This window comes from Pseudomonas sp. NPDC088890 (assembly GCF_044900155.1).
GTDB classification, from domain to species: domain Bacteria; phylum Pseudomonadota; class Gammaproteobacteria; order Pseudomonadales; family Pseudomonadaceae; genus Aquipseudomonas; species Aquipseudomonas urmiensis.
In genome coordinates, this window is record NZ_JBJDNG010000013.1 from 79,585 (window position 1) to 97,040 (window position 17,456).

Annotated in this window: 16 protein-coding genes; all 16 read left to right on the forward strand. The window is 64.3% G+C overall.

Features of this window, described 5'->3' with window-relative positions; all coding sequences use genetic code 11:
* Positions 1-235: 235 nt before the first annotated feature.
* Entirely contained in the window at positions 236-1,447 is a 1,212-nt protein-coding gene (gene cbiE, locus ACI2JX_RS22070) for a precorrin-6y C5,15-methyltransferase (decarboxylating) subunit CbiE (protein WP_404690984.1), read from the forward strand.
* Positions 1,440-2,534, forward strand: a complete 1,095-nt coding sequence (locus tag ACI2JX_RS22075) for a cobalt-precorrin-5B (C(1))-methyltransferase (RefSeq protein WP_264235546.1) — start codon at positions 1,440-1,442, stop codon at positions 2,532-2,534. Before cbiE ends, ACI2JX_RS22075 begins: the two co-directional genes overlap by 8 nt.
* Positions 2,531-3,253, forward strand: a complete 723-nt coding sequence (locus ACI2JX_RS22080; RefSeq protein WP_404690985.1) for a cobalt-precorrin-6A reductase — start codon at positions 2,531-2,533, stop codon at positions 3,251-3,253. Before ACI2JX_RS22075 ends, ACI2JX_RS22080 begins: the two co-directional genes overlap by 4 nt.
* 166 nt (positions 3,254-3,419) lie before the next feature.
* A complete protein-coding gene (locus ACI2JX_RS22085; protein WP_404690986.1) occupies positions 3,420-3,857 on the forward strand; it encodes an NfeD family protein in 438 nt (145 codons plus the stop codon).
* 26 nt (positions 3,858-3,883) lie between these two features.
* The gene (locus tag ACI2JX_RS22090; protein WP_264235541.1) at positions 3,884-4,735 is read left to right on the forward strand and encodes an SPFH domain-containing protein; all 852 of its coding nucleotides are present in this window, start codon (positions 3,884-3,886) and stop codon (positions 4,733-4,735) included.
* Between the two features lie 246 nt (positions 4,736-4,981).
* The gene (locus tag ACI2JX_RS22095; protein WP_264235540.1) at positions 4,982-5,371 is read left to right on the forward strand and encodes a DUF2946 domain-containing protein; all 390 of its coding nucleotides are present in this window, start codon (positions 4,982-4,984) and stop codon (positions 5,369-5,371) included.
* A gap of 49 nt (positions 5,372-5,420) precedes the next feature.
* Entirely contained in the window at positions 5,421-5,903 is a 483-nt protein-coding gene (locus ACI2JX_RS22100; RefSeq protein ID WP_404690987.1) for a copper chaperone PCu(A)C, read from the forward strand.
* Positions 5,904-5,922: 19 nt separating this feature from the next.
* Positions 5,923-6,360, forward strand: a complete 438-nt coding sequence (locus ACI2JX_RS22105; RefSeq protein ID WP_404690988.1) for a DUF2946 domain-containing protein — start codon at positions 5,923-5,925, stop codon at positions 6,358-6,360.
* Positions 6,361-6,426: 66 nt separating this feature from the next.
* The gene (locus ACI2JX_RS22110) at positions 6,427-8,493 is read left to right on the forward strand and encodes a TonB-dependent copper receptor (protein WP_404690989.1); all 2,067 of its coding nucleotides are present in this window, start codon (positions 6,427-6,429) and stop codon (positions 8,491-8,493) included.
* 57 nt (positions 8,494-8,550) lie between these two features.
* Positions 8,551-9,915: a PepSY-associated TM helix domain-containing protein gene (locus tag ACI2JX_RS22115; protein WP_368971285.1), complete on the forward strand. Its 1,365-nt coding sequence runs from the start codon at positions 8,551-8,553 to the stop codon at positions 9,913-9,915.
* A gap of 194 nt (positions 9,916-10,109) precedes the next feature.
* Positions 10,110-11,522, forward strand: coding sequence for a D-serine/D-alanine/glycine transporter (gene cycA, locus ACI2JX_RS22120; RefSeq protein WP_186555558.1), 1,413 nt, complete (start codon positions 10,110-10,112; stop codon positions 11,520-11,522).
* A 294-nt stretch (positions 11,523-11,816) separates the two neighbouring features.
* A complete protein-coding gene (gene urtA, locus ACI2JX_RS22125) occupies positions 11,817-13,082 on the forward strand; it encodes an urea ABC transporter substrate-binding protein (RefSeq protein ID WP_264235530.1) in 1,266 nt (421 codons plus the stop codon).
* A gap of 138 nt (positions 13,083-13,220) precedes the next feature.
* Positions 13,221-14,708, forward strand: coding sequence for an urea ABC transporter permease subunit UrtB (urtB, locus tag ACI2JX_RS22130; RefSeq protein ID WP_404690990.1), 1,488 nt, complete (start codon positions 13,221-13,223; stop codon positions 14,706-14,708).
* On the forward strand, positions 14,708-15,787 hold the full coding sequence (urtC, locus tag ACI2JX_RS22135; RefSeq protein ID WP_264235528.1) for an urea ABC transporter permease subunit UrtC: 1,080 nt from the start codon (positions 14,708-14,710) through the stop codon (positions 15,785-15,787). Before urtB ends, urtC begins: the two co-directional genes overlap by 1 nt.
* The gene (gene urtD / locus ACI2JX_RS22140) at positions 15,784-16,641 is read left to right on the forward strand and encodes an urea ABC transporter ATP-binding protein UrtD (protein WP_264235527.1); all 858 of its coding nucleotides are present in this window, start codon (positions 15,784-15,786) and stop codon (positions 16,639-16,641) included. Before urtC ends, urtD begins: the two co-directional genes overlap by 4 nt.
* Positions 16,642-16,751: 110 nt before the next feature.
* Complete coding sequence (gene urtE / locus ACI2JX_RS22145; RefSeq protein ID WP_264235526.1) at positions 16,752-17,450, forward strand: urea ABC transporter ATP-binding subunit UrtE; 699 nt, start codon at positions 16,752-16,754, stop codon at positions 17,448-17,450.
* Positions 17,451-17,456 lie beyond the last annotated feature (6 nt).

Below are 17,456 nucleotides of genomic sequence, written 5' to 3' on the forward strand. Positions count from 1 at the left end.
AGTGTAGAAGGCGCGGTATTATGCCTGCTTTGTCCGGCGGCATGAAAAACCGGCGGTCGAAGATCGTATGGAATTCAGGGGCCGCTTCGCGCCCTTCGCGGCGGCTCGGCGCTCCGACAAGCCCGCTCCCACAGGGACTGCGCCAGCCGCAAGAGCTGCGCTAATCCTGTAGGAGCGGGCTTGTCGGAGCGCCGCACCGCCGCGAAGCGGCCCCAAAATGATGGAAGTGAAATTAATGGCCCCGTGGCTGACAGTAGTAGGTATCGGTGAAGACGGTTTCAGCGGCCTGGGCAAACCCGCCCGGCGTGCTCTGCTGGGCGCCTCGCGGATCTTCGGCAGCCCACGCCAGTTGGCCTTGCTGCCACGCTGTGTGAACGGCGAACGCGTGCAGTGGCCGAGCCCATTCTCACTGGCCCCCGTGCTGGCCCAAAGCGGCGAACCGGTGTGTGTCCTGGCCAGCGGCGACCCGATGTTCTACGGCGTCGGTGCCAGCCTGGCGCGGCAGGTACCTGCCGAGCACATGCGCGTGCTCAGCACGCCCTCTTCCTGCGCCCTGGCCGCAGCCCGCCTCGGCTGGCCATTGCAGGAGGTGCACATACTGTCGATCGTCGCCCGCCCCTTGGCCGCGATCAATGCCCAGCTCTTTAGCGGCGTGCGCCTGCTGGTGCTGAGCAACGATGGCGACAGCCCTGCGCAGATCGCCGCACTGCTACGCGAACGCGGCTTTGGCCCAAGCCGGATGCACGTCCTCGAGCACCTGGGCGGCCCTCAAGAGCGCCAGCTCAGCGGCACCGCTGAAGACTGGCCGCATGCCCACAGCGCCGCCCTCAACCTGGTAGCCATCGAGTGCCTGGCAACGCCCGACGCACCGCGTTTGTCGACAGCCTGCGGACTGCCCGACAGCGCCTTTCGTCACGATGGCCAGCTGACCAAGCGCGATGTCCGCGCCATCACCCTCGCCCGCCTGGCCCCACAGCCCGGCGAGCTGCTGTGGGATGTCGGCGCCGGCTGCGGTTCGATCGGCATCGAATGGATGCGAGCCCATCCCAGCTGCAGGGCATTGGCGATCGAGGCCGACGAAGGCCGCCAGGGGTTTATCGAACACAACCGCGACGCGCTCGGCGTGCCCGGCCTGCAACTGATCTGCGGCAAGGCTCCGCAAGCCCTGGCTGAGCTGGAACGGCCCGATGCCATTTTCATCGGCGGCGGCGTCACCCGCGAAGGCGTGTTACCGCTGTGCTGGGAGCGCCTGCGCCCCGGCGGCCGGCTGGTGGCCAACGCGGTGACCTTGCAAAGCGAAGTGGCCCTGGCGCAGTTTCGCCAGCAGCATGGCGGCGAGCTGACCCGCATCCATGTCGCCCAGACGCACCCCCTGGGCAGCTTCGATACCTGGCGCCAGGCCTTGCCGATCACCCTGCTCGACGTGGTGAAACCCTTCGATGCGTGAAGAGACCCGCGAACAACCCGCGCCTCTGCGCAGCGGCCTGACCACTGGCAGCTGCGCGACCGCCACCAGCTTGGCTGCTGCCCGGTTGCTGCTGACCGGGCAGCGCCATGACGCCGTAGCCATCACCCTGCCCAAGGGCAAGGAAGTACAGATGCGCCTGGAGTTCTGTCGACGCAATGGCGAGTGCGCCGAGGCCGGCACCCTGAAAGATGCCGGCGACGATCCCGACGTCACCCACGGCGCGCTACTCTACAGCCAGGTGCGCCTGCTCGATGCCCCAGGTATCCGCTTTGTCGCCGGCATCGGCGTCGGCACTGTCACCCGCCCAGGGCTGGTGCTGGCGGTTGGGGAGCCGGCGATCAACCCGGTGCCTCGCCGGATGATCACCGAGCACCTGCAACAGCTGGCCAGCGATTGCGCCTACAGCGGCGGTTTCGAGGTTACGGTGAATGTGCGCGATGGCGATCAACTGGCGCTGAAAACCATGAACCCACGACTAGGTATTCTCGGCGGCCTGTCGATCCTCGGCACCAGCGGGATCGTCCGACCGTTCTCCTGCTCGGCCTACATCGCCTCGATCCACCAGGGCATCGATGTCGCCCACACCAATGGCTACACGCACATCGCTGCCTGCACCGGCAATGCCAGCGAGGACACCATGCGCCGGGTCTACAACCTGCCGGAGATCGCCCTGATCGAGATGGGCGACTTCGTCGGCGCGGTACTCAAGCACCTGCGCAAAGTGCCGGTGGCGCGCCTGAGTCTGTGCGGTGGTTTTGGCAAGATCAGCAAGCTCGCCGCCGGGCACATGGACCTGCACAGCCGCCACTCGAGTATCGACCTGCCGCAACTGGCCGGCTGGGCGCGGGAGATTGGCGCCGATCAACCCCTGCAAGAGGCGATCATTGCCGCCAATACCAGCCAGCAAGCGCTGGCCCTGGCCCATGCAGCAGGGATCAAACTGGGCGACGCAGTGTGCACTCATGCCCAGGCGTTCGCCCGCAGTGTGGTCCCCGCTCAGGTGCACGTCGAAGTCTTCGCCATCGACCGCCAAGGCGGTATCGTTGGCCAGGCAGGTGTGCAATGAGCGAGCGCATCCTGCTGCTAGGCGGCGTCACCGAGGCCTTGGCGATCGCCCGGCGCCTGGGCCCCGAGCACGTCTATAGTCTGGCCGGAGTCGGCCGGGTGCCGCAGGACCTGGCCTGCACGGTGCGGGTCGGCGGCTATGGCGGTGCCGAAGGGCTTGCCGCCTATTTGCGCGAGGCGCGCATCACGCTGCTGATCGACGCCACCCATCCCTACGCCGCCCAGATCAGCCGCAACGCAGTCCGCGCGGCGCAGACGGCGGGCATCCCGTGCTGGGCCTTGCGCCGCCCTGCGTGGCAGGCGCAGCCCGGTGATGACTGGCGTGAGGTGGCGGACTGGGCTGAGCTGATGCAAGCGCTCGAACCCTTCGCGCGCCCGCTGTTCACCCTGGGCCGCGAGCCCTTGCAGCATCTGGACGAAATCCCCGCGCAGCAGTTCTGGACCTTGCGCGCCCTCGACGCCTGCCCTGGCAATGATCGCTGCGAAGTCATCGGCGCCCGCGGTCCTTTCCAGATTGCCGATGAACGCGCACTGTTCGCACGACGGCGCATCGATGTGCTGGTCAGCAAGAACAGCGGCAGCGTGGCCACAGAGCCCAAGCTTGAGGTGGCACGCGAGCTGGGCGTGCCTGTGCTGGTGCTCAAGCGGCCGGCGTTACCGGCTGTGGATCGCGAGTTCAGCCAGATCGAGTCGTTGCTGACGGCGCTAGCTACCGACTAGGAGCGCGCCCTGGGGTCGAAGACTGGGTGACATCGATCTAGCTTTTCCCAGGTTTCGCCCTACGCAATATTCAGAGTTTTCAGCCCCCTCATACCGTACAAGCAGATGGCCCTGTGCCTGCAATCTGCCGTAAACTCCGCCCTCCTCTCCTGGAAGGCCCACCCATATGGAAATGCAATGGTGGATCTGGCTCGTCTTCGGCGTGGCCCTGATCCTACTCGAACTGGTCCTGCCCACGTTCTTCATCCTCTGGTTCGGCATCGGTGCCGTACTGGTGTCGCTGATTGCCCTGCTCGCGCCAGACCTGCAGCTGGATATGCAGGTGCTGCTGTGGGTGCTGTTTTCCTCTGTCACCACCGTTCTGTGGTTCAAGCTATTCCGGCGCAAGAAGGCCGATGTGCGCTGGACCGCCGATAGCGTGCTTGGTGAAGTCGGCTTGCTCACCGCCAGTGTCTCTGAGTTCCAGAAAGGCCGAGTGCGTTTCCAGAAGCCGATCCTCGGCAATGAAGAATGGACCTGCATCGCCGACAGCGACATCGCCGCTGGCGAGCGCGTGCGCCTGACCGCCATCGAAGGCAACACCGCCCGGGTCAGCCGGGCCTGAATCCGTACTAAAAGGAAGTTCGTAGCATGAGCAGTCTTATCGTCGTCGGCACCCTCGCGGTGTTCGTTCTCATCACCGTGTTCAAAGGGGTGCGCATCGTGCCTCAGGGCGAGGAGTGGATCGTCGAGCGCCTGGGGCGTTACCACAGCACCCTCAAGCCCGGCCTGAATATCGTCATCCCGTACATGGACGTGGTCGCCTACCGCTTGCCGACCAAAGACATCATCCTCGATGTGCAGCAGCAGGAAATCATCACCAAGGACAACGCGGTGATCGTCGCCAACGCCCTGTGCTTCGCCAAGGTGGTCGACCCGCAAAAAGCCTCCTACGGCGTGCAGAATTTCTCCTTCGCCGTGACCAGTCTGACCATGACTTCGCTGCGGGCCATCGTCGGCGCGATGGATTTGGACGAAGCATTGTCCAGCCGCGAACAGATCAAGGCACGCCTGCGCGAGGCGATGTCCGAACAAACCGAAGACTGGGGCGTGACCGTACGCTCGGTAGAGATCCAGGACATCAAGCCGTCCGAGAACATGCAGATGGCCATGGAGCGCCAGGCGGCTGCCGAGCGTGAGCGTAAAGCCGATGTAACCCGTGCCGAAGGCGCCAAGCAGGCGGCGATTCTGGAAGCCGAAGCCCGCCTGCAGTCGGCCAAGCTGGATGCCGAGGCGCAGATCAACCTGGCAGAAGCGTCGGCGCGGGCGATTTCGCTGGTACGCGACGCAGTGGGGACGGAAACTACCCCGGCCATGTACCTGCTCGGTGAACGCTACATTGGCGCGATGGAGAACCTGGCCGGCAGCGACAACGCCAAGGTTGTGGTGTTGCCTGCGGATCTGCAAGAGACCGTGCGCGGGTTGCTTGGGCGCAAGGCCTAAGGCACCCCGACAACTCGGCTCCTACAGGCATAGCATCGAGCGCAAGATCAACGCGATACCTGTGGGAGCGGGTTTACCCGCGAAGGGCCGCGCTGCGGCCCCCAACCAAACGACACCCGCTGGAAGGTATCGGGCCTGCCGATACGGCAACACTCATCTCATACCTGCGGCACTTCACCGCACCCCAGCATTTTTACCTATACTCCGCCGTACAATACCCGCCACGATTCCTGACCGGATCTCTCCATGCCCCCACGTCGGCACATCGCCTGGATAGCCTGCCTTGCAGTGCTGTTCAATCTGCTGGCCATGCCGCTGTCATCGGCCGTGCCCAAGAGCGCGGCCGAGCAGCTGCTGTGGGGGGCCTTCTGTTCCAGCATGGGCGCCAAAGCCAAGCTCGATGTAAAGGCCCTGGCCAAGATCGATCTCGGCGATCAAGGCGACGCGCACGCCAACATGCAGCACTGCTGGTGCTGCTCGGGCGCAGCGCCGCTACTGGCCCTACCCGGCCAGCCGCCGCAGTTGCACAGCCCGGCGCACCTGAGCATTGGCCAACTACCCAACCTCGCCCGCTATCAACCTACGCCTCGCCAGCTCTGGCCGGCGTTAAACCCGCGTGCCTCTCCGCTGGCCTGAGTTCTCGACGCTATCGCCCTGAACCTGCACAGATCGGAGATCTCATTCCATGCTCAAGCAAGCCCTCGTCCTGGCCGCCCTGCTGTTGCCCGGCACCTTCGCCAACGCCCATGAATACACCCAGGGCGACCTGCACATTGCCCACCCGTGGTCGCTGGAACTGCCGCCCAACGCGCCCAACGTGGCGGCCTATTTCGTCGTGCACAACAACGGCAAGCAGGAGGATCGCCTGCTCAGCGTGGCCAGCCCGATCAGCGATGACGCGCAACTGCACGAGCACGCCAAGACCGCCGAAGGCCTGATGAAAATGCAGCAGGTGCCCAGCGTGGCGATCCCAGCAGGCCAGGACTTGGTATTCGCCCCCAGCGCCTACCACGTGATGCTCATGCAGCCCAAGGACCGCAGCCTGCTCAGCGACGGCAAGCGCTTCCCGCTGACCTTGCACTTCGAAAAGGCCGGTGACATCACCGTGCAGGTCGCGGTGCAGAAACAACCACCGGCTGACCAGCCAGAGCACCAGCACGCGCACTGATCGCTGACAGGCACTCGCCATGAGCGTGCTGCGCGAACGACCCACCCGCCGTACCACCCGCCCTGATCGCAGGCGCGCCGGTGGCGGCTGGCTGAGCCTGTTCGCCATGTGGATGATCTTCATCGGCCCACTGGTTTCCCAGTCGATGCCGATGGATCACCACGCCGGTATGACCATGCCGATGGACATGAGCATGTCCGCCGGCCACAGCCATGCCGACGCCGGGCACCCTGGCCATGGCAGCAATGGCGAGCTGCACGCACTGTGGGAAAAGTGCGGCTATTGCAGCCTGCTGTTCAACTGCCCAGCCCTGCCGCAGACCTTCAGCCCGCTCAACGCCAGTAGTACCCCACCCGCCCCACCCCTGCATGCGCTTACCCGCCAGGGCCACGCCGGCCAGGCCGTCTTCCCTGGTGCGCGCAGCCGCGCCCCGCCCGTCTTGTCGATCGACGTCTGAACACCTATTGACCGCACGGAGCCAGGAGGCTTCGCGCCCACTCATGACTGATCGACTGGAATCATTATGTCCGGCTGCACCCCTGTATTTGCCCTGTCCTTGCGCGGGACCATCGCCGTGCTCTGCGGCTCGCTGCTGGCCCCCTTGGCGCTAGCGGCCGAGCCCGGCCACGAGGGCCATGAGCACGATTCTGCCGAGCTCAGCCCGACGGTAATCACCGCTGTCGCGCCCAGCTCGCCGCTGACCATCGTCACCAACCCCAAGGACCCACGCCAGCCAGTACCGGCCAGCGACGGCGCCGATTACCTGAAGACCATCCCGGGCTTCTCGGCGATTCGCTCCGGTGGCACCAATGGCGATCCGGTGTTGCGCGGCATGTTCGGCTCGCGCCTGAACATCCTCACCAACGGCGGTGTGATGCTCGGCGCCTGCCCCAACCGGATGGACGCCCCGACTTCCTACATTTCGCCGGAAACCTACGACCGCCTGACCGTGATCAAAGGCCCGCAAAGCGTGATCTGGGGGCCGGGCGGTTCGGCGGGGACCATCCTCTTCGAACGCGAGCCGGAACGCTTCGGCACGCTCGGCAGCCGGGTCAACGCCAGCCTGCTGGCCGGTTCCAACGGCCGCTTCGACAAAGTCCTCGACGCAGCCGCCGGCAACAGCCAGGCCTATGCGCGCTTTGTCGGCAACCAGTCGCGCTCCGACGACTATCAAGACGGCACCGGCGACAGCGTGCCCTCGCGCTGGGACAAGTGGAACGGTGACGTCACCCTCGGCTGGACCCCGGACGCCGACACCCTGCTTGAACTCACCGCCGGCAAGGGCGATGGCGAAGCGCGCTACGCCGGACGTGGCATGGACGGCTCGCAGTTCAAGCGCGAAAGCCTTGGCTTGCGTTTCGAGAAATCCAACCTCGGCGAGGTGCTCGACAAGATCGAGGCGCAGGTCTACTACAACTACGCCGACCACGTGATGGACAACTACAGCCTGCGCACACCGTCAGGCAGCGGCATGATGGGCATGCCGATGGTCAGCAACGTCGACCGTCGCACCCTGGGCGCGCGGATCAAGGCCACTTGGCGCTGGGCCGATGTGCAGTTGATCAGCGGTATCGATGCGCAGACCAACGAGCACCGCAAGCGCGGCGGCATGGGCGTCGATGCGCACAAGGGCCAGTCCTGGACCAAGGATGCCGACTTCCATAACTATGGGCTGTTCAGCGAACTGACCTGGTACGCCACAGGTGCTGACCGCCTGATTACCGGTGCACGCCTGGACCGCGCCTCTGCCCGCGATTTCCGCCAGACCAGCGCCACCGGCGGCGCCACCCGCGCCGATACCCTGCCCAGCGGTTTCGTGCGTTATGAGCATGATCTGGCGGCGCTCTCTGCAACCACTTACATCGGCCTCGGCCATGCCCAGCGCTTCCCCGATTACTGGGAGCTGTTCTCGCCTAAGCAAGGCCCGGCCGGCGCAGCCAATGCCTTTGACGGCATCAAGCCAGAGAAGACCACCCAACTCGATTTCGGTATCCAGTACCGCGACGAGCGCATGGAGGCCTGGGCCTCGGGCTATGTCGGGCAGATCCGCGACTACATCCTGTTCGACTACCGCACCGGCATGATGGGCATGAGCACCTCCCAGGCGCAGAACATCGACGCTCGGATCATGGGCGGCGAACTTGGCGCAGCCTACAAGCTGTCGGAAAACTGGAAAGCCGACGCGACCCTGGCCTACGCTTGGGGCAAGAACAGCAGTGATGGCAAAGCGCTGCCACAGATGCCGCCCCTGGAAAGCCGCCTGGGCCTGACCTACAGCCAGGACAAGTGGAGCACCGGGGCGTTGTGGCGACTGGTGGCGGCGCAAAATCGCATCGCCGAAAACCAAGGCAACGTGGTCGGCAAGGACTACGAAAAAAGCGCAGGCTTTGGGGTGTTCTCGCTCAATGGTGCCTACAAGGTGAACAACAACCTCAAGCTCAGCGCGGGCGTCGACAACCTGTTCGACAAAGCCTACGCCGAGCACTTGAACCTGGCCGGGAACGCCGGGTTCGGCTATCCGGCCAGCGATCCACAGCCGGTTAGCGAACCAGGCCGGACCTTCTGGACCAAGGTCGATATCAGCTTCTGACAACAACAATGGGCGCGGCTACGGACGCGCCCTTTCACCTTGCCGATGGGAGGTTCCATGAGCGGACCACGCATTTCCTTCTATAACTTGGCCTGGCGCTGGCATTTCTACGCCGGGCTGTTCGTCGCGCCATTCATGATCCTGCTGGCGATCACCGGGATCATCTACCTGTTCAAGCCACAGCTCGACCCGCTGATGTACCGCGAGCTGATGGTGGTCGAGGCCGGTCATCACCGCCAAGACGCCGACACCCTGCTCAGCCAGGTGCACCAGGCCTACCCGCAGGGGCATGTGGCCCAATACCTGCCCCCGCTCAACGCCGAGCGTAGCGCGCAGTTCGTGGTGCATGACGGCGGCCGCGAACTGAACGTGTTCGTCGACCCATACAGCGCCAAGGTGCTCGGTGAGCAAGACGCCAAGCAGAACCTGCAAGCCGTGGCCCGCGCCCTGCACGGCGAGCTGATGGTCGGCACCGTGGGCGATCGCCTGGTGGAGCTGGCGGCTGGCTGGGGCATCGTCCTGGTCGTGTCGGGGCTGTACCTGTGGTGGCCGCGCGGGCGCAACAGTGCCGGTGTGCTGTGGCCACGCCTGTCTGCCCGCGGCCGGGTGCTGTGGCGCGACCTGCATGCGGTCAGTGGCTTCTGGGGCTCGGCGCTGCTGCTGTTGATGCTGCTCAGCGGCATGACCTGGACCGGCCTGTGGGGCAAGCAGTATGCCGATTTGTGGAATCGCTTCCCGGCGGCCATGTGGAATGACGTGCCCACGTCTGACCAACAAGCCCGCGTGCTCAACCAGGCGCATCGCCAGACCGTGCCTTGGGCGATGGAGAACACGCCCATGCCGCAGTCCGGCGCACATGCCGAACATGCTGGCCATCACATGATGTCGAGCGCCCCGGCCGCGCCGCAGGTCAGCCTGCAGCACGTTGAGGACATCGCCACCCATCGCCAGGTCGAGCCTGGCTACAGCATTACCCTGCCGACCACTGCCGATGGTGTGTTCACGCTGGCGGTGTTCGCTGATGATCCGCGTAACGACGCCACCCTCCATGTCGACCAGTACACCGGCAAGGTGCTGGCGGATGTGCGCTGGCAGGACTACAGCCCAGTCGCCCGGGCCACCGAGCTTGGGGTGATGTTGCATGAGGGCAAGATGTTCGGGGCGCTGAACCAGATCATCATTTTGCTGGTATGCCTGATGATTTTGCTGGGCTCGGTCAGTGGCCTGGTGATGTGGTGGAAACGCCGGCCAACGGGGCGGCTGGGGGTACCGCCGTTGCGTCATGACCTGCCGCGCTGGAAGACGGCAACGGTAGTGATGCTGGTGCTGGGTGTGGCGTTCCCGCTGGTGGGGGTGTCGATGCTGGTGATGTGGGTGGTCGATAGCCTGGTGGTGCGGCGCAGGGTGATGGCTAGGGCCTGATTCTGAACTGATGGCCTCATCGCGGGGCAAGCCCGCTCCCACGAAGCATTTGCAATTCGTGGCAGCGCGCTTGCCCCGCGATGAGGACAAAAACAGCACAGATGTCGTGTCGATCTGTCGCGCCCCGAATTGGGACGCGCGTGTTAGCCTACTCGGCTCGCACAAAAAGACTGACCCTCAATGGAATGCAGCCAATGACCCGGACCTCCTCCACGCCTGCTGATGACCAGCACCTGCAACGCAACCTGACCAACCGCCACATCCAATTGATCGCCATCGGCGGCGCGATCGGCACCGGCCTGTTCATGGGCTCGGGCAAGACCATCAGCCTCGCCGGCCCGTCGATCATCTTTGTCTACATGATCATCGGCTTCATGCTGTTCTTCGTCATGCGGGCGATGGGCGAGCTGCTGCTGTCGAACCTCAACTATAAATCCTTCATCGACTTCTCGGCCGACCTGCTCGGGCCTTGGGCCGGCTACTTCACCGGCTGGACCTACTGGTTTTGCTGGGTGGTCACGGGTATCGCCGACGTCGTCGCCATCGCCGCCTATTCACAGTTCTGGTTTCCTGACCTGCCCCAGTGGATACCGGCGCTGACCTGCGTGGCGCTGCTGCTGTCGTTGAACCTGGTCACCGTGAAGATGTTCGGCGAGCTTGAGTTCTGGTTCGCCATGATCAAGATCGTCGCCATTCTCGGCCTGGTCGCCACTGGCCTGTACATGGTCATCACCGGCTTCGAATCGCCAAGCGGGCGCACCGCACAACTGGCCAACCTATGGAACGACGGCGGAATGTTCCCGCATGGCCTGATGGGCTTCTTCGCCGGCTTCCAGATCGCCGTGTTCGCCTTCGTCGGCATCGAGCTGGTCGGCACCACTGCCGCCGAAGCCAAGGATCCGCAACGCACCCTGCCACGGGCGATCAACTCGATCCCGATTCGCATCATCGTGTTCTACGTGCTGGCGCTGATCGCGATCATGGCCGTCACGCCATGGCGCGACGTGGTGCCGGGCAAGAGCCCATTCGTTGAGTTGTTCGTGCTGGCTGGCCTACCGGCAGCGGCGAGCATCATCAACTTCGTGGTGCTGACCTCGGCGGCCTCTTCAGCAAACAGCGGCGTGTTCTCCACCAGCCGCATGCTGTTCGGCCTGGCCCAGGAAGGCGATGCGCCCAAGGCGTTCGAGAAACTCTCGCGCCGTGCGGTACCGGCCAATGGTCTGTTGTTCTCGTGTACCTGCCTGCTGCTGGGGGCGGTGTTGATCTACGTGATCCCTGATGTGGTCGAGGCGTTCACCCTGGTCACGACCGTATCGGCGCTGCTGTTCATGTTCGTCTGGACGCTGATCCTGCTGTCGTACCTGAAGTACCGCGTCCAGCGCGCGGCGCTGCACCAGGCTTCGACCTACAAGATGCCGGGCGGGCGCTTCATGTGCTACGTGTGCCTGGTGTTCTTCGCCGGCATCCTGGTGCTGCTGGCCCTGGAAGACGACACGCGCAAGGCGTTGATCGTGACGCCGTTGTGGTTCGTGATCCTGGCGGTGACTTATCAGTTCGTGCGTAGCCGTCGTCATCCGCGTGCGGCTGTCAGCAACGCGCAAGACTGAAAACCTTTGGGGCCGCTGTGCGGCCCTTCGCGGGCAAGCCCGCTCCCACAGGGATAGCGCGCACCTGTTAGGGTGGGCTTGTTAGGACGCCGAACCGCCGCGAAGGGCCGCACAGCGGCCCCAATCCTGTGCACGCAGGGCCTACTGGCACCAAGCTGGACCTCATTTCTCCACCCCCACCTCTGCACGCCCCGAAAAACGGCGGCTTTGCCGTGTCCAAAAACTGGGCACACCCCTTGCACATGCCCTCTCCCGGGTTGCCAACACCATAAAAAAACTCAACGGAGAGAGCACATGAAGCGTCGCAGTCTGATCAAGGCCTTTACCCTCAGCGCATCGATTGCGGCGATGGGTCTTAGCTGGAGCATCCAGGCCGCCGAGACCATCAAGGTCGGCATCCTGCATTCGCTGTCCGGGACCATGGCGATTTCCGAGACCTCGCTCAAGGACATGGCCCTGATGACCATCGAGCAGATCAACGCCAAGGGCGGGGTCAATGGCAAGCTGCTCGAACCGGTGGTGGTCGACCCGGCGTCCAACTGGCCGCTGTTCGCCGAGAAGAGCCGCCAGCTGCTGACCCAGGACAAGGTGGCGGTGGTGTTCGGCTGCTGGACCTCGGTGTCGCGCAAGTCGGTGCTGCCGGTGTTCGAAGAGCTCAATGGCCTATTGTTCTACCCGGTGCAATATGAAGGCGAAGAGATGTCGCCGAACGTGTTCTACACCGGCGCCGCGCCCAACCAGCAGGCGATCCCGGCGGTCGAGTACCTGATGAGCGAAGACGGTGGCAGCGCCCAGCGCTTCTTCCTGTTGGGCACCGACTACGTCTATCCGCGCACCACCAACAAGATCCTGCGCGCCTTCCTGCACAGCAAAGGCGTGGCCGACAAGGACATCGAAGAGGTCTACACGCCGTTCGGCCACAGCGACTACCAAACCATCGTCGCCAACATCAAGAAGTTCTCCGCAGGCGGCAAGACGGCGGTGATCTCCACCGTCAACGGCGACTCCAACGTGCCGTTCTACAAAGAGCTGGCCAACCAGGGCCTGAAGGCGACCGACGTGCCGGTGGTGGCGTTCTCGGTCGGCGAAGAAGAACTGCGCGGCATCGACACCAAGCCATTGGTGGGGCATCTGGCGGCGTGGAACTACTTCGAGTCGGTGGATAACCCGGTCAACCAGCAGTTCGTCGCCGACTGGAAGGCCTATGCCAAGGCCAAGAACCTGCCAGGCGCTGACAAAGCCGTGACCAACGACCCGATGGAAGCCACCTACGTCGGTATCCATATGTGGGCGCAGGCGGCCGAGAAGGCCAAATCGACCGATGTCGACAAAGTGCGCGAGGCGCTGGCCGGGCAGAGCTTCAAGGCACCGTCCGGTTTCACTTTGACCATGGACAAGACCAACCACCACCTGCACAAGCCAGTGATGATCGGCGAGATCCAGGATGACGGTCAGTTCAGCGTGGTCTGGGAAACCGAGCAGCCACTGCGGGCGCAGCCTTGGAGCCCGTTCATTCCGGGGAATGACAAGCGGCCTGATTACGCCGTGAAAGGTAACTGATTGGCTGTGGCCGCTACGCGGCCATTCGCGGGCAAGTCCGCTCCCACAGGTAACGAGCACGTTTCGAAAACCTGTGCAATCTCCGTGGGAGCGGGCTTGCCCCGCGATGAATACACCACCCTTTTCCAGGGATACCCCATGTATCGACTTCTGCTCGCCCTGCTCCTGCTGCTGCCCCTGGCAACCCAGGCCAGCGAAGGCGAATTCTTCCTCAGCGCCAAACCCGCTGAGCAGGCGCGCCTGCTCCAGGACTGGGCGGCGCAGCCAGACCCCACTCGGCTGGCCCTGCTCAGCTCGCTCAAGCAAGGCCGCATCGCGCCCGACGATACCCGCAAAGTGCGCCTGAACAACCGTCTGCGCGGGCTGATCGACAACGCCTTGGCCAGCCACCAACTGTTCAGCGACGATGCCAGCGTGCGCCTGGCCGCTGCCAGTGAACTGCAACGCAGCGCCCAACCCGCGCAAATGGCCTTTCTCGACCGACGCTTCGCCAGCGAACAGGACGCCGCCGTGCACGCCGCCCTCGGCCTGGCCCTGGCCAACCTGCAACTGGGCGCCAGCGAACCGGCCGTACGCCTGGCGGCCGTGCGCTTGCTCGGTGAAACCGGCGACCCCTTGGCCCGCACGCGCCTGGAGGCGCTGCTGCAGCCTGGCGCCGAAAACGATGCAGCCGTACGCACCGCGGCTGAAACCAGCCTGGCCCAGGTCAAACGCAAGTTGCTGATCGGCGAGCTGCTCGGCCAGGCCTTCAGCGGCCTGTCGCTGGGTTCGATCCTGTTGCTCGCGGCACTGGGCCTGGCCATCACCTTCGGCCTGCTCGGGGTGATCAACATGGCCCATGGCGAGATGCTCATGCTCGGCGCCTACAGCACCTACATGGTCCAGGTGCTGCTGCAGCGCTACATGCCCGGCGCCATCGAGTTCTACCCGCTGATCGCCCTGCCTGTGGCCTTCGCCGTCAGTGCCGGGGTCGGCATGGCGCTGGAGCGCACGGTGATCCGCCATCTGTATGGCCGGCCGCTGGAAACCCTGCTAGCGACCTGGGGCATCAGCTTGATCCTGATCCAGGCGATCCGCCTGCTGTTCGGTGCGCAGAACGTCGAAGTGGCCAACCCGGCCTGGCTATCGGGCGGCATCCAGGTGCTGCCCAACCTGGTCTTGCCGTACAACCGCCTGGTGATCATTGGCTTCGCTTTGGCTGTGGTGCTGCTGACCTGGCTGCTGCTCAATCGCACCCGTCTGGGCCTTAACGTGCGTGCGGTGACCCAAAACCGCAACATGGCCGCCTGCTGCGGCGTCTCCACGGGCCGGGTAGACATGCTTGCCTTCGGCCTCGGCTCGGGGATCGCAGGCCTTGGCGGGGTGGCCCTGAGCCAGGTCGGCAACGTCGGCCCGGATCTTGGCCAGAGCTACATCATCGACTCGTTCCTGGTGGTGGTGCTCGGCGGTGTCGGCCAACTCGCAGGTAGCCTGTGGGCCGCGTTCGGCTTGGGCATCGCCAACAAATTGCTGGAGCCGCAGATAGGTGCGGTGCTGGGCAAAATCCTCATCCTTGCGCTGATCATCCTGTTCATCCAGAAGCGTCCGCAAGGCCTGTTCGCCCTCAAGGGACGGGTAATCGACTGATGAACCAGCCACTGCTTGTCACCGCCACGCAAAAGGCCGGACCGCGCTTGTCGCTGGCTATCGGCATCGCCGTCGTCCTGCTGTTGCTGGCCCTGCCGCTGCTGTCGCTGCTGCCGGCAGATCACCCGCTGCAAGTATCGGCCTATACCCTGACGCTAGTTGGCAAGATCCTCTGCTACGCCATCGTCGCCCTGGCCCTGGACCTGGTCTGGGGCTACGCCGGGCTGTTGTCGCTCGGCCACGGGCTGTTCTTCGCCCTGGGCGGCTACGCCATGGGCATGTACCTGATGCGCCAGGCCGCAGGCGATGGCCTGCCGGGCTTCATGACCTTCCTGTCGTGGACCGAGCTGCCCTGGTACTGGGCCGGTACTCAGCATTTTGCCTGGGCCTTGTGCCTGGTGGTGCTGGCGCCCGGCCTGCTGGCGTTGGTGTTCGGCTTCTTCGCCTTCCGCTCGCGAATCAAGGGCGTGTACTTCTCGATCATGACCCAGGCGCTGACGTTCGCCGGCATGCTGCTGTTCTTCCGTAACGAGACCGGCTTTGGCGGCAACAACGGCTTTACCAGCTTTCGCACCATCCTGGGCTTTGACATCGCCGCGCAAGGCACCCGGGCGGTGTTGTTCCTGCTCACGGTCGGCTTGTTGCTGGCGAGCTTGTTCCTGTGCTGGCGGCTGACCGTGAGCAAGTTTGGCCGGCTGCTCACCGCGCTGCGTGATGCGGAAAACCGGCTGATGTTCTGCGGCTACGACCCACGCGGCTTCAAGCTGCTGGTGTGGGTGCTCAGCGCCGTGCTGTGCGGCCTGGCCGGGGCGCTGTACGTGCCGCAGGTGGGCATCATCAACCCCAGCGAGATGTCGCCGACCAACTCCATCGAAGCCGCGGTGTGGGTCGCGTTGGGCGGGCGTGGCACGCTGATCGGGCCGCTACTCGGCGCTGGTCTGGTCAATGGCATGAAGAGTTGGTTCACCGTGGCCTTCCCGGAGTTTTGGCTGTTCTTCCTCGGTGCGCTGTTCATTGTCGTCACCCTGTACCTGCCCAAGGGTGTGGTCGGCCTGTTGAAGAAAAGGAGCCAGCCATGAGAGGCGTACCCCCGGTACACCCCGAGTTCATGCTCGAGCCAGTGTTCGACCAGTTGGGTGCTGGCCGCGATGCCATCGGCCTCGGCCAGCGCCGCGGCAAAGGCCTGGACGTACGCCACGGCACTGTGTTGAGCCTGGAAGACATCAGCGTCAGTTTCGATGGTTTCAAGGCGCTCAATGCACTGAACCTGTACATCGGGGTCGGCGAGCTGCGGTGCATCATCGGCCCTAACGGCGCCGGCAAGACCACCCTGATGGACGTGATTACCGGCAAGACCCGGCCGGATACCGGCACGGCGTTCTTCGGCGACACCCTCGATCTGACCCGCATGAGCGAGTACCAGATTGCCCAGGCCGGGATCGGCCGCAAGTTCCAGAAACCCACCGTGTTCGAAGCGCTGACCGTGTACGAAAATCTCGAGCTGGCGCTGAAAACCGACAAGTCGGTGTGGGCCAGCCTGGCTGCGCGGCTGTCGGGCGAGCAGCGAGAGCGTATCGACGAGGTGCTCAGCACCGTGCGCCTGCTGCCGTTGGCTGCGCGCCAGGCCGGACTGTTGTCGCATGGGCAGAAGCAGTTTCTCGAGATCGGCATGCTGCTGGTGCAGGAGCCGCAGCTGTTGCTGCTCGACGAACCGGTGGCGGGCATGACCGATGCCGAGACCGAATTCACTGCCGAGCTGTTCAAAGGCCTGGCGGGCAAGCATTCGCTGATGGTGGTGGAGCACGACATGGGCTTTGTCGGCAGCATTGCCGACCATGTGACTGTGCTGCACCAGGGCAGTGTGCTGGCCGAAGGATCGCTGGAGCAGGTGCAGGCAGATGAGCGGGTGATCGAGGTTTATCTAGGCCGCTGAAGCCGTTCATTTTCATTACGTGGGAGCGGGCTTGCCCCGCGATGGCGGTAGTGGATTCACCGTCGCTATCGCGGGGCAAGCCCGCTCCCACGGACATCAAGGGACTACTCATGCTGAAAATCGACACCCTGCACCAGTACTACGGCGGCAGCCACATTCTGCGCGGCCTGTCGTTCGAGGCCAAGATCGGTGAAGTCACCTGCCTGCTCGGGCGCAACGGGGTGGGCAAGACCACCCTGCTGCGCTGCCTGATGGGCCTGGTCCCGGCACGCGAAGGCAGCGTGCACTGGGAAAACAAAACCATCACCAACCTCAAGCCGCAACAACGGGTCCACGCCGGCATCGCCTATGTGCCCCAGGGCCGCGAGATATTCCCGCGCCTGAGCGTCGAGGAAAACCTGCTGATGGGCCTGTCGCGCTTCCCGGCGCGCGAAGCCCGCGAGGTGCCGGCGTTCATCTACGAGCTGTTCCCGGTGCTGGAGCAGATGAAGCAACGCCGCGGCGGCGACCTCTCCGGTGGACAGCAGCAACAGTTGGCCATCGGCCGCGCCCTGGCCAGCCGTCCGCGGCTGCTGATCCTCGACGAACCGACCGAGGGCATCCAGCCCTCGGTGATCAAGGAGATTGGCGCGGTGATCCGCACGCTGGCCGACCGCGGTGACATGGCTATCTTGCTGGTCGAGCAGTTCTACGATTTTGCCGCCGAGCTTGCCGACCACTACCTGGTCATGGCCCGTGGCGAGATCATCCAGCAGGGGCGTGGTGAAAACATGCAGGCCGAAGGTGTACGCGGGCTGGTAACCATTTAATCTGCA

Excerpts from the sequence above, each read along its gene's own strand:
- ACI2JX_RS22075 (WP_264235546.1), top strand. The coding sequence starts at position 1,440 with ATGCGTGAAGAGACCCGCGAACAACCCGCGCCTCTGCGCAGCGGCCTG.
- ACI2JX_RS22085 (WP_404690986.1), top strand. The coding sequence starts at position 3,420 with ATGGAAATGCAATGGTGGATCTGGCTCGTCTTCGGCGTGGCCCTGATC.
- ACI2JX_RS22110 (WP_404690989.1), top strand. The coding sequence starts at position 6,427 with ATGTCCGGCTGCACCCCTGTATTTGCCCTGTCCTTGCGCGGGACCATC.
- ACI2JX_RS22105 (WP_404690988.1), top strand. The coding sequence starts at position 5,923 with ATGAGCGTGCTGCGCGAACGACCCACCCGCCGTACCACCCGCCCTGAT.
- ACI2JX_RS22080 (WP_404690985.1), top strand. The coding sequence starts at position 2,531 with ATGAGCGAGCGCATCCTGCTGCTAGGCGGCGTCACCGAGGCCTTGGCG.
- urtD (WP_264235527.1), top strand. The coding sequence starts at position 15,784 with ATGAGAGGCGTACCCCCGGTACACCCCGAGTTCATGCTCGAGCCAGTG.
- ACI2JX_RS22095 (WP_264235540.1), top strand. The coding sequence starts at position 4,982 with ATGCCCCCACGTCGGCACATCGCCTGGATAGCCTGCCTTGCAGTGCTG.
- ACI2JX_RS22100 (WP_404690987.1), top strand. The coding sequence starts at position 5,421 with ATGCTCAAGCAAGCCCTCGTCCTGGCCGCCCTGCTGTTGCCCGGCACC.
- ACI2JX_RS22090 (WP_264235541.1), top strand. The coding sequence starts at position 3,884 with ATGAGCAGTCTTATCGTCGTCGGCACCCTCGCGGTGTTCGTTCTCATC.
- urtB (WP_404690990.1), top strand. The coding sequence starts at position 13,221 with ATGTATCGACTTCTGCTCGCCCTGCTCCTGCTGCTGCCCCTGGCAACC.
- cbiE (WP_404690984.1), top strand. The coding sequence starts at position 236 with ATGGCCCCGTGGCTGACAGTAGTAGGTATCGGTGAAGACGGTTTCAGC.
- urtC (WP_264235528.1), top strand. The coding sequence starts at position 14,708 with ATGAACCAGCCACTGCTTGTCACCGCCACGCAAAAGGCCGGACCGCGC.
- cycA (WP_186555558.1), top strand. The coding sequence starts at position 10,110 with ATGACCCGGACCTCCTCCACGCCTGCTGATGACCAGCACCTGCAACGC.
- urtE (WP_264235526.1), top strand. The coding sequence starts at position 16,752 with ATGCTGAAAATCGACACCCTGCACCAGTACTACGGCGGCAGCCACATT.
- urtA (WP_264235530.1), top strand. The coding sequence starts at position 11,817 with ATGAAGCGTCGCAGTCTGATCAAGGCCTTTACCCTCAGCGCATCGATT.
- ACI2JX_RS22115 (WP_368971285.1), top strand. The coding sequence starts at position 8,551 with ATGAGCGGACCACGCATTTCCTTCTATAACTTGGCCTGGCGCTGGCAT.